11 protein-coding genes are annotated in these 10,653 nt (G+C 59.7%); 1 reads left to right on the top strand and 10 read right to left on the bottom strand.

Annotated features, from left to right (window positions below; translation table 11 throughout):
• The 10 genes from ACE3OH_RS13750 to cysD all read right to left on the bottom strand — a co-directional run.
• Nucleotides 1-581 (bottom strand): flagellar basal body P-ring protein FlgI (locus ACE3OH_RS13750; protein WP_374353781.1); only part of this gene is annotated, 581 nt, incomplete at its 3' end.
• Between the two features lie 6 nt (nucleotides 582-587).
• On the bottom strand, nucleotides 588-1,259 hold the full coding sequence (locus tag ACE3OH_RS13745) for a flagellar basal body L-ring protein FlgH (RefSeq protein ID WP_374353778.1): 672 nt from the start codon (nucleotides 1,257-1,259) through the stop codon (nucleotides 588-590).
• A gap of 66 nt (nucleotides 1,260-1,325) precedes the next feature.
• Nucleotides 1,326-2,111: a flagellar basal-body rod protein FlgG gene (flgG, locus tag ACE3OH_RS13740; RefSeq protein WP_374353775.1), complete on the bottom strand. Its 786-nt coding sequence runs from the start codon at nucleotides 2,109-2,111 to the stop codon at nucleotides 1,326-1,328.
• A gap of 49 nt (nucleotides 2,112-2,160) precedes the next feature.
• Nucleotides 2,161-2,901 carry a flagellar basal-body rod protein FlgF gene (gene flgF, locus ACE3OH_RS13735; protein ID WP_374353772.1) on the bottom strand — a complete coding sequence of 247 codons (741 nt, stop codon included), beginning with the start codon at nucleotides 2,899-2,901 and terminating at the stop codon, nucleotides 2,161-2,163.
• Nucleotides 2,902-2,980: 79 nt separating this feature from the next.
• The gene (locus tag ACE3OH_RS13730; RefSeq protein ID WP_374353769.1) at nucleotides 2,981-5,014 is read right to left on the bottom strand and encodes a flagellar hook-basal body complex protein; all 2,034 of its coding nucleotides are present in this window, start codon (nucleotides 5,012-5,014) and stop codon (nucleotides 2,981-2,983) included.
• A gap of 44 nt (nucleotides 5,015-5,058) precedes the next feature.
• The gene (locus tag ACE3OH_RS13725) at nucleotides 5,059-5,733 is read right to left on the bottom strand and encodes a flagellar hook assembly protein FlgD (RefSeq protein ID WP_374353766.1); all 675 of its coding nucleotides are present in this window, start codon (nucleotides 5,731-5,733) and stop codon (nucleotides 5,059-5,061) included.
• Nucleotides 5,734-5,743: 10 nt separating this feature from the next.
• Entirely contained in the window at nucleotides 5,744-6,157 is a 414-nt protein-coding gene (flgC, locus tag ACE3OH_RS13720; RefSeq protein ID WP_374353763.1) for a flagellar basal body rod protein FlgC, read from the bottom strand.
• 39 nt (nucleotides 6,158-6,196) lie between these two features.
• On the bottom strand, nucleotides 6,197-6,604 hold the full coding sequence (flgB, locus tag ACE3OH_RS13715) for a flagellar basal body rod protein FlgB (protein ID WP_374353760.1): 408 nt from the start codon (nucleotides 6,602-6,604) through the stop codon (nucleotides 6,197-6,199).
• Nucleotides 6,605-6,836: 232 nt separating this feature from the next.
• Nucleotides 6,837-8,270, bottom strand: a complete 1,434-nt coding sequence (gene cysN, locus ACE3OH_RS13710; protein WP_374353757.1) for a sulfate adenylyltransferase subunit CysN — start codon at nucleotides 8,268-8,270, stop codon at nucleotides 6,837-6,839.
• Between the two features lie 166 nt (nucleotides 8,271-8,436).
• Nucleotides 8,437-9,360 carry a sulfate adenylyltransferase subunit CysD gene (gene cysD, locus ACE3OH_RS13705; RefSeq protein WP_374353754.1) on the bottom strand — a complete coding sequence of 308 codons (924 nt, stop codon included), beginning with the start codon at nucleotides 9,358-9,360 and terminating at the stop codon, nucleotides 8,437-8,439.
• A 166-nt stretch (nucleotides 9,361-9,526) separates the two neighbouring features.
• Here cysD and ACE3OH_RS13700 point away from each other — a divergent pair, with 166 nt between their 5' ends.
• On the top strand, nucleotides 9,527-10,369 hold the full coding sequence (locus ACE3OH_RS13700) for a 23S rRNA (adenine(2030)-N(6))-methyltransferase RlmJ (protein WP_374353751.1): 843 nt from the start codon (nucleotides 9,527-9,529) through the stop codon (nucleotides 10,367-10,369).
• Nucleotides 10,370-10,653 lie beyond the last annotated feature (284 nt).

Genomic DNA, 10,653 nt, shown 5'->3' with positions numbered 1-10,653 from the left:
AGCGCCAGGGTGATGAAATCGCCCTGCCCCACCCCGCCCGGCACCTCGCGCTCTACCGTGGCGCCATCGGGAATGCGGCCTACCGATAATTGATTGACCTGGGTGGACGAACCGCCGGCCGACGCGCCAGCGCCGGCCACCACCACATTGCCCTGCGCCACCGCATATACCTGGCCATCGGCCCCTTTGAGCGGGCTCATCAGCAAGGTGCCGCCGCGCAGCGACTTGGCATTGCCGATCGACGACACGGTGATATCGATACGCTGGCCGGGGCGCGAATACGGCGGCAGCGTGGCAGTCACCGATACAGCGGCCACGTTCTTCAGTTGCAGGCTGGTACTGGCAGGCAGCTGCACCCCAAGCTGGGTGAGCATATTGATGACGCTCTGCACCGTGAAGGGCGTCTGGGTGGTCTGGTCGCCACTGCCATCAAGGCCTACTACCAGGCCATAACCGATCAGCTGGTTATCACGCACCCCGCCGACACTGACCAGCTCCTTGAGCTTTTCCGCCACCGCCTCGGCACCAGCGAGGGCCAGGCACACACTCAGGAACAGTCGGGCAGCACGGTGTCGGATCATGAGTCGCTAAAAGGGCAGGAAACTGAAGAAGAATTGTTGCAACCAGCCAGCCTTGTCGGCTGATGCGACGGCGCCGGTGCCCATTTCTTCGATGCGGGCCTCGGCAATCTTGGTCGAGGATACCACATTGCCCGCCAGGATATCCCGTGGGCTGACCACGCCGGAAACGCGCAAATAGCTGATTTCACCACGGATATTCACCTGCTTTTCCCCGGCAATGGCCAGATTGCCATTGGGCAGGATGTCGTTGACGGTGACGGTAATCTGGCCAGTAAAGGTATTGCTGGCACTGGTCTGACCCTTGCCGGCAAATTTGTTGTCGTGCGACAAGTCCATATTCAGGCCATTGAGCAGATTGCCAAAGGTCTTGGAGTTGCCACCAGCCGATACCTTGGTGGTGGCGCTGCCATTGCGCTCGGCCGTATTGTTCGACTGGCTGCTGGCGCTGACCTGTTCCTGGATTTGTACGGTGATATTGTCACCGATCTGGTGTGGCTGGCGGTCTTCAAACAGGGCACGCGAAGCGGCAGCCTGGAAGATCGCACCATTGGCCGGCTGGGGCAGCGGTTTGGCCACCGGGCGCACCGTGGTCGGCATCGACACAATGCTGGGCGGCACCGAATGGGCACAGCCGGCCAGCAGCAGACCGAGAAAGAGCGTAACTAGGCGCAGGTACATGGTCAGTATCCCGTGGTGAATGCGATCAATCCATGGTGAAGCGGGCGAGCAGCTCGGCCCGCAGCGCTATAGCTGGGTGAGCTTTTGCAACATCTGATCAGAGGTCTGGATCGAGCGCGAATTGATCTCGTAGGCACGCTGTGCCTGGATCATGCCGATCAATTCCTCGGTGATATTGACGTTGGAGACTTCCACAAAATTCTGGTTGACCTGCCCCACCCCATTGCTGCCGGGCGCGGCCACCTGCGGCGCGCCGGATGCATTGGTTTCGGCGTAGAGATTGTCACCCAGGCTTTGCAAGCCAGCCGGGTTGATGAAATTAGCCAGCTGCAGATTGCCCAGTTGCACCGGTGCAGCCGTCTGGCCATTCACCACGGCCGTCACCACCCCATCCTTGCTGACCGTGAACTGGGTGGTGCCTGCCGGCACGGTGATCGCCGGTTGCAAGGCATAGCCAGATGCAGTGACCAGCTGTCCTTGCGAGCTGAGCTGAAAAGCGCCATCACGGGTATAGGCGGTGGTGCCATCGGGCATCTGTACCTGGAAGAAACCCTGGCCATTCACCATCAAATCATACGGATTGCCGGTTTGCTGCGGATTGCCCTGGGTGAAGATGCGCTCGGTAGCAACCGGCCGCACCCCGGTGCCCAGCTGCAGACCGGTCGGCAATTCAGTCTGCTGGCTGGTGGCGCCTCCGGGCTGGCGCAGGGTCTGGTACAGCAAGTCCTCGAAAATCGGCCGGCTACGCTTGAAGCCGTTGGTATTCACATTGGCCAGATTGTTGGAGATGACGTCGATATTGGTCTGCATCGCGTCCATGCCGGTCTTGGCAACCCACAGCGAGCGCATCATGGTGGCGTCCTTTTTTCCTGTCGTTCAATTAGCCGGCCAGTAGGCGTGATCAGCTCAAGCTCATTACCGCCGCAGCAGCCCTGGCATTCTGATCAGCTGCTTGCAATAAACGTACCTGCATATCGTAGTTGCGCTGGTAATCGATCATTTTCACCAGCTGCCCCACCGCATTGACATTGCTCGATTCCAGCGCGCCGGAGGCCAGCTGCACGGTTTCATTTACCGGCGCCGGCTGTCCGTCGCGCGGCCGGAACAGGCCATCGGCACCGCGGTCGAGGGTGCGCTCATCAGGCTTGACCAGCTTGATACGGCCAACCTGGTTGGCTTGTGAAGGATTGCTGATCGAGGCAGCGCTGACCGTGCCGTCGGCACCGATGCTGATCTTGCTGTTTTCAGGAATGGTGATCGGCCCGGCGTCACCGAGTACCGGGTCGCCCGAGCGACTGCGCAAGATGCCATTGGCGTCCACCTGCAAGCCACCGGCGCGGGTATAGGCTTCGCCACTGCTGGTTTGCACTGCGAAAAAGCCGTCGGTTTTCAGCGCGATATCGAGATCGCGGCCGGTAGTCTGCAGCGCCCCGGCGCTGAAGTCGGTACCGATCGTTTGCTCCAGGGTGAAGCTACGCGAGGCATAACCGGCACCGCCGACCGCCGCCACTGCACGCGATGCCGCCAACTGCTCCTTGAAACCCGGTGTGGAGGCATTGGCCAGATTATTCGCCACGGTAGCCTGCTGCTGGCTGGCGTGCTTGGCGCCGGTCATGGCGATATAGATCAGACGGTCCATCATGTTCTCCTTCAGGCGGCAAGCCTTGCCGCCTGCGCACCGGCTTGCCGGCCTTGAGCCGCCGACCAGCCGGCGAATGCGCTTAGCGCAGGTTCACCAGAGTCTGCAGCACTTGATCCTGCGTCTTGATGGTCTGGGCATTGGCCTGGTAGGAGCGCTGTGCGGTGATCATATCCACTAGCTCCTTAGTCAGATCGACATTGGAGTTTTCCAGCGCGCCCGACTGCAATGAGCCGAAATCACTGCTGCCCGGCACGCCGGCCCGCGCCTGGTTGGAGGCAAAGGTTTCCACCCAGCGATTGCTGCCCACCGACTGCAAGCCTTGCGAATTGGCAAAGTTGAACAGCACGATCTGACCGATATTCTGGTTCTGCCCATTGGAGTAGCGGCCCTGGATCAGGCCATTGCCACTGATCGACAAGCCGGTGATATTGCCCGGCGCATAGCCGTCCTGCGACAGGCTGTTCACGCTGAAGCCGCTACCGAACTGGGTGCTGCCCTTGAGCATGGTATTGAACGACAGCGGCGAGGTCGCGCCGTTGGGCGGCGGGATCTGGTTGTTCAGCGCGAAGGTGCCACCTGAATTGAGCGTGCCATCGGTATTGAAAGTAAGGAAATTCGGCTGGATCACCGGCTTGGCGCCATCGAACGAAGTCTGGATTTCCCAGGTATTGGGCGCCACCTTGGTGAAGAAATAGGTCTCGGTATGCGGATTGCCTTGAGAATCGTACACCGTGGCCGAAGTGGAGCTGGTAAAGGTATTGGAATCTGTCGTTGATACGGCTGTAGTGCTGCGCGCCACCGCCGTGCCCGCAGCACCGGCCCCGGTGATCTGGGTAATGGTGCTGAGGTCCAGATTGACGGTGAGATTGACCGGATTGCCGCCGCTGGTGGTCGCCAGGGTCAGTTGCTGCAGGCCACCACTCTTTACCAGTCCGGTAGTCGAGTCGATGAACACCAAGGGGTCCAGAGTTGCCGGGGTAAAAGTGCCGCCACCGGCATCGGTGATGGTAGCGGTCCAGGTATTGGTGCCAGGCCCGACGGCCGTCAACGTTACGGTCAGATCACTGGAAGTACCGTCGGGCTTGAAGAATTTAACGGTATAAGGCGGCAAGGCACCGGCAGGTGTTGCCGGCGACAGGTTGGCGCCGGAGATGCTGACCGTGGTCGGCTTTGCAGCGTTGTTCTCAGTGAGGGTGCCATTCACTGTCGTGGGTGGTGTGGCACGGTCCTCGACAGCATTACCGAAGTTCACGCTGACTTCAAACGGTGGCGCCCCACTGGGTGACATGATCACCTTGGTCGGGCTAGGTGATGTCAGGGCACCGGTCTTGGCATCGAAACTCAGTGTCGCTGCAGTTTTAAAGTTGCCGGAAGGCACGGCGGTATCATCGAGCGCGGTTTGCAATTGCCATTGTTGCGGGGCAGTGTGGACCAACTGCAGCTGCAAGGTATGGTAGGCACCGGTCGAGTCGGCCACACGGATCGGATTGGGGCTGATCGTCGGCGCAGCCGAGCCGGCGGTTGGGTCGAATTTCAGCCCGTTGATACTCAAGGCGGTGGTGCCACGGCTGGTTACCAGGGCGCGCGAATCCAGATTCACCCCAAGCTGCAAGCCGGCTGCCGAATTGACCGATGAACCTGTGGCGCGGCCACCGATGCTGGCGGCCTGCACCTTGATGGCGGTCGTGCCGCCCGGATTGGTGCCGCCGCCTTGCACGATCTGCCCGTTGGCATCGGTGATATAGCCGGCCAGACGCTGACCGTTATTGACGATATAGCCATCGCGATCGAGCTGGAACTGGCCGTTGCGGGTGTAACTGACTGAACCGTTCTTGTCCACCACCTGGAAAAAGCCGTTTCCCTGGATGGCCATATCCAGCGGGTTTTCGGAATTGCTCAGATTGCCCTGGCTGAATTGCTGCGCCACGCCCGAGGTGCGTCCACCAATACCGACCTGCAGGCCGGTGCTGGCCAGGGTATTGGCGTAGATATCGGAAAACTCGGCACGGGCACCCTTGAAGCCGACCGTATTGGCATTCGCCACATTATTGCCGATCACGTCGAGGAATTTCGACGAGGAATCCAGTCCGCTCAGGCCTTGTTGAAAACTCATGATCGTGTCTCCCGCGTTATTGGCAATAAGCTTGCAAGCTGCTGCTATTGAATCTGGATCACGTCGCTCATGGCCAGGTCGCCGCCATTTGCCAGGTGCAGCTTCACCCCACCCGTGCCCAGACTGACGCTGGACACTTGCACATTGGTCATGGTGTCGGCAGAGACCGTCTTGCCATCAGCGCCCTTGATGGTGGCGGAAGCGAGATATTTGCCGGCCGGCAAATCCTTGCCGTCCTTATCCTTGCCGTCCCAGCTGAAGTCCTGTGGCCCGGCCGGTTTGGAGCCGACGTCGATGGTGCGCACCAGCAGATTGTTCTTGTCGTAGATCGACACGGTGGCAAAGCCGCCGCCTTCCGGTACCACCACCTTGCCAGCCACCGCCTTGCTGCCATCGAAGGCCATCGCCGCGCCTTTCGCCATTACTTCATGGCCGATCAGGCCGGCGGCCTGGAAGGACTGGGCGGCATTGAAGGTCGACATCATCGAGCTCATGCTGGCATTGAGATTCTCGATCCCGCTCACCGTGCTGATCTGTGCCATTTGCGAGGTGGTCTGCGCACTATCGGTGGGGTTCATCGGGTCCTGGTTCTTCAGCTGGGTGATCAATAGCTTGAGAAAGCGATCTTGCGTGCTCTGGGCATCGCTCGATGCTTTGGCTGCCTTGTTCATGCCGGTGAAGGCATCGCCGGCGGCATTGACATTGCTTACGCTGGCCATCTCACTCTCCTCAAGCCTGGCCAAGCTGCAAGGTGCGCTGCAGCAAGGTCTTGGCGGTGTTCATCATGTCGGCATTGGTCTGGTAGGCGCGCGAGGCCGACAACATATTGGTCATTTCCTCGACCACATTCACGTTCGGCATGGCCACATAGCCACTGCCATCTGCCAAGGGGTTTTTCGGGTCGAATACCAGCCGTGGCGGCGACTGGTCTTCGCCCACTGCAGCAACATTCACGCCAACTGCCTGCGGCTGATTCGCATACATCTGCGTTGCGGCAAACACCACCTGCTTGGCGCGATAGGGCTGGCCAGTGGAGCTGGTTGCGCTTTCGGCATTGGCCAGATTGCTGGCGGTGGCATTGAGCCGGATCGACTGCGCGGTCATGGCCGAGCCGGCGATGTCAAATACTCGAAACAGAGACATGGTGCGTATCCTTGCAGTAAGACAGGCAGTGATGCACGACTATTGCGATTGCAGGGCGGCACGCAGGCCGGCGATGCGCTGCTGCATAAAGGTGATGCTGGCCTGGTAGCGCACCGCGTTGTCGGTGAAATTGGCCGTTTCGGTGTTCATGTCGACGGTGTTGCCATCGATCGAAGGCTGGATATCGTTGCGATACATCAGCGCGACTTCCAGCTGATTGCGCGCATCCGGCCCGAGGTGACGGCCGTCGGTCTTACTGAGGCCCATGGTTTGTTTCTGTTGCCCGGCCAGCACCGACGACAAGGCGTGGGAGAACTCGAAATCGCGCGCCTTGTAGCCCGGCGTGTCGCCATTGGCGATATTGCTGGCGATCACCTCCTGGCGCAGGCCGCGCAGCTTGAGCGCGGTTTCATTCGAGGCAAAGTACTGATTCAGTTTGGACAGCATGGCCACTCGCAATGCAGTTCTCGTTCAGACTGCGCTGTATCAAGCACGCTGTATGCCAACCCTGCAGACGCGCACCAGCAGTGCCGCGCCAGTCCCGATGCGGCAAGCACCGGCAAGCCTTGCCGAGCGGCAAGGCGGAATGTGAAAACGGCGAATCATCGCAATCGATGATCGCCGTCCAAGGCGCCTATTGAGCTAGGCTCTGTCGACAAAACGCCAACAGAGCCCAGGATCACAGCAGCCGGCTGATATCGCGCGCTTCCCAGCCCGGAAAATACTTGCGTACCAGCTGATTCAGTTCCCGCTCGAAGGCGCGCAGGCGCGCCAACTCATCCTGATCGGCCACCGTCGCACAGTCTGCCGCTGCACCTACCACCATGCCGGCGCCGGCCGTGGCATTGCTGAGCCGGTCAATCACGATCAGGCTGCCGGTGCTGCGGCACTCGCGGTAGGCATCGAATACCACCGCCGCATTGAACACGATGCGGCATAGACCGATTTCATTGAGCGCCAGCTCACTGGCGGCCACTTCTTGCTGGCTATTGATATCGATCCGATGCAGGATCTGCCCGACCCGGCCGAATACCTGCTTGCCGGCAAGCTTGAACAGATATTCCTTGCCGACCTCCAGTGCCGTCTCGCTCATCCACACCACATGCGCATCCAGCGTGGCCGATACCGCCGGGTGGGTTTCGCTGACCTTGACGATCATATCGCCACGGGAAATATCGATTTCATCGTCCAGCGTCAGGGTGACCGCCTGCCCGGTAAACGCCTCGGCCAACTCACCTTCGTAAGTCACGATAGCCTTGACCTTGCTGTGCCGACCCGATGGCAAGGCAACAATGGCATCGCCGGGGCGGATGCTGCCTGCGGCTACCGTGCCGCAAAAGCCGCGAAAATCCAGATTCGGACGATTGACATACTGCACCGGCAGGCGGAAGGCATCGAGATGCACATCCTGGTCGATCTGTATCGTCTCCAGCAACTGCATCAGGGTGGGGCCCTGATACCAGGGCGCCCGGCTCGATGTACTCACTACATTGTCGCCACGCAGGGCCGACATCGGCAGGAAGTGAATATCGGGAATGGCCAACGACTGCGCAAATGCCAGGTATTCGCTGCGGATGCGCTCGAACACCGCCTGGTCAAAGTCCACCAGGTCCATCTTGTTGATGGCAACGATGACATGGCGGATGCCCAGCAAGCTGACAATCTGGCTATGCCGGCGCGTCTGCGTCTGCACCCCGCGCCGCGCATCGATGAGGATGATGGCCAGATTGCAAGTAGAGGCACCGGTGGCCATATTGCGCGTGTACTGCTCGTGGCCCGGGCAGTCGGCAATGATGAATTTGCGCTTCTCGGTACTGAAATACCGGTATGCCACATCGATGGTAATGCCTTGCTCACGCTCTGCCTGCAGGCCATCGACCACCAGGGCCAGGTCGATTTCCTGATCGGTGGTGTTGTACTTTTGCGAGTCGCGGCTGATCGCTGCCAGCTGGTCTTCGAAAATCAGCTTGGAATCATGCAGCAGCCGGCCGATCAGGGTGGACTTGCCATCGTCGACATTGCCGCAGGTGATAAAGCGCAGCAGGTCTTTGTTCTCGTGCTGCTTCAGATAGCCAAGAATATCGCTGGCGATGAGGTCGGATTGATGAGACATATTGAAATCCTGTGATGGCGCTTCGCGCCGTGTGAAATGTGATGGCGCGCTGCGCCTTGTGAAATGTGATGGCGTTGCTTACGCCACGGTGAATTGCATCAAGGCCCGATCCTGTCACCATCGTGTGCCACGTTTCACCTTTCACATTTCACTTTTCACCTGCCCATCAGAAATAGCCTTCCATCTTTTTCTTTTCCATCGACCCGGACGAATCGTGGTCGATCACCCTGCCCTGCCGCTCGCTGGTCGTGGTGAGCAGCATTTCCTGGATGATTTCCGGCAAGGTAGTGGCGGTGGACTCCACCGCGCCGGTCAGCGGGTAGCAGCCCAGGGTGCGAAAGCGCACCGGGCGGGTTTGGATGCTGGCTTTCTGTTCTGGCGTCAGGTACTGCAGGATGCGCTCATCATCGATCATCACCAGGGTACCGTTGTAATCGACCACCGGCCGCTCGGCCGAGAAGTACAGCGGAACAATCTCGATATTTTCCAGATAGATGTATTGCCAGATATCGAGTTCAGTCCAGTTCGATAGCGGAAACACGCGAATGCTCTCGCCCTTGTCGATCCTGGCGTTATAGATATTCCACAGCTCGGGGCGCTGCCGCTTCGGGTCCCAGCGGTGGTGGCGATCACGAAAGGAATACACCCGCTCCTTGGCGCGACTTTTTTCCTCATCACGACGGGCGCCGCCAAAAGCCGCATCGAAGCCATACTGATTGAGCGCCTGTTTCAGCCCCTCGGTCTTCATCACGTCGGTATGCTTGGCCGAGCCGGCAGTAAACGGATTGATGCCCGCCTTGAGGCCTGCCTCATTCACATGGGTGATCAGCTTCCAGCCTTCGGCGCGCTGCTTTTCACGCAGCTTGTACATCTCCTGGAATTTCCAGGTGGTATCGACATGCAAAAGCGGAAACGGCGGCGTGCCGGGCGCAAACGCCTTGCGCGCCAGGTGCAGCATCACCGCCGAATCCTTGCCGATGGAATAGAGCATCACCGGATTGTCGAATTCTGCCGCCACCTCACGAATGATATGGATGGATTCGGCTTCCAGTTGCTTGAGGTGGGTAAGGCGGTGTGCGGATGGGCTCATGATGGTGTGAATCACAGTTTGCCTGCCGGCAAGTGGCCGGCAATTCATGCTGCAGTTTTACCAGAAGCGGCGCCCGGCCGAAAAACTGATTCGGCATATGGATATCCGATGGGCGTCTGTACGCCAAACTCGTTAAAATCGCCCCTTCGCCCAGGTTCAGAACACCATGCTCAGTTATCGCCACGCCTTTCATGCCGGCAACCATGCCGACGTCCTCAAACACTATGTGCTGTGCCGGCTGCTGAACTATCTGAATCAGAAGGACAAGCCCTACTGGTATATCGACACCCATGCCGGCGCTGGCTGCTATCAGCTCGATAGCGGCTATGCCGCAAAGAATGCCGAATTTCGCGGCGGCATTGCCCGCCTGTGGGAGCGGCAGGATCTGCCGGAAGGGCTGGCCGACTATGTCGCGCTGATTCGTGGCTACAACGATGACGGCCTGAGCTTTTATCCTGGCTCGCCGCTGATTGCCAGCCAGTGCCTGCGCCAAGAAGATCGCTTGCGCTTGTTCGAATTGCATCCGACTGACTTCCCGCTACTGGAAGAAAACCTGGCGGGCCTGGGACGGCGCGCGTTGCTGAAAAAAGCGGACGGATTTGCCGGCCTGAAGGCGCTATTGCCACCCCCTCCGCGCCGAGCCATCACCCTGATCGACCCGCCGTATGAAGAAAAGCGTGATTACCAGCGTGTGGTTGAAGCGCTGGAGGATGCCTTGCAGCGCTTCGCCACCGGCATCTATGCGGTCTGGTACCCGCTGCTGCAACGCCCCGAGCCGCGTGCGATGATCGACCGCCTCAAGCGGCTGCCATGCAAGAGCTGGCTGCACGCCACACTATCGGTGCACCGGCCGCGCGATGACGGCTTCGGCATGCATGGCAGCGGCCTGTTCATCCTCAACCCGCCCTGGCTGCTGCACGATGAACTGCAAGGCACACTGCCGCTCTTGAGCGAGGCGCTGGCCTGTGATGTGGGCGCTGGCTTTTTGCTTGAACGGCAAACCGACTGACCCGGGGCGCGATTTGCAAACGGCAGCCCCCAAGCCAGTTGCTCAAGCCTGAGTGTCTGTTTGCAACATCAGCGAAGGGTCGTCAGCCGGGTGCGCCCGGCGCGCAGGAACCGCAACTACCGGCGCACCTTGGGTTTTCGAGCACTGCAGCCCCCGGATCAGGGTCACGCAGCCATTTGGCAAACCGCTTCCAAGCGAAACCCAAGCAAAAAAAGCCAGCGGGGTAAGCCGCTGGCTTGAAGACCTGCTGATCGGTATCCGGGGGCTTAACCTTTCCGCAGTGA

The sequence above is a fragment of the Chitinimonas sp. genome (genome assembly GCF_041904975.1).
Taxonomy (GTDB): domain Bacteria; phylum Pseudomonadota; class Gammaproteobacteria; order Burkholderiales; family Chitinimonadaceae; genus Chitinimonas.
The sequence above is the reverse complement of the archived record's forward strand: the minus strand, read 5'-3'. Positions and strand labels throughout refer to the sequence as shown.

Coding starts and splice junctions, on each gene's coding strand:
- ACE3OH_RS13745 (WP_374353778.1), bottom strand. CDS start 1,259: ATGTACCTGCGCCTAGTTACGCTCTTTCTCGGTCTGCTGCTGGCCGGC.
- flgC (WP_374353763.1), bottom strand. CDS start 6,157: ATGTCTCTGTTTCGAGTATTTGACATCGCCGGCTCGGCCATGACCGCG.
- cysD (WP_374353754.1), bottom strand. CDS start 9,360: ATGAGCCCATCCGCACACCGCCTTACCCACCTCAAGCAACTGGAAGCC.
- flgF (WP_374353772.1), bottom strand. CDS start 2,901: ATGATGGACCGTCTGATCTATATCGCCATGACCGGCGCCAAGCACGCC.
- flgG (WP_374353775.1), bottom strand. CDS start 2,111: ATGATGCGCTCGCTGTGGGTTGCCAAGACCGGCATGGACGCGATGCAG.
- cysN (WP_374353757.1), bottom strand. CDS start 8,270: ATGTCTCATCAATCCGACCTCATCGCCAGCGATATTCTTGGCTATCTG.
- ACE3OH_RS13700 (WP_374353751.1), top strand. CDS start 9,527: ATGCTCAGTTATCGCCACGCCTTTCATGCCGGCAACCATGCCGACGTC.
- ACE3OH_RS13725 (WP_374353766.1), bottom strand. CDS start 5,733: ATGGCCAGCGTAAGCAATGTCAATGCCGCCGGCGATGCCTTCACCGGC.
- flgB (WP_374353760.1), bottom strand. CDS start 6,604: ATGCTGTCCAAACTGAATCAGTACTTTGCCTCGAATGAAACCGCGCTC.
- ACE3OH_RS13730 (WP_374353769.1), bottom strand. CDS start 5,014: ATGAGTTTTCAACAAGGCCTGAGCGGACTGGATTCCTCGTCGAAATTC.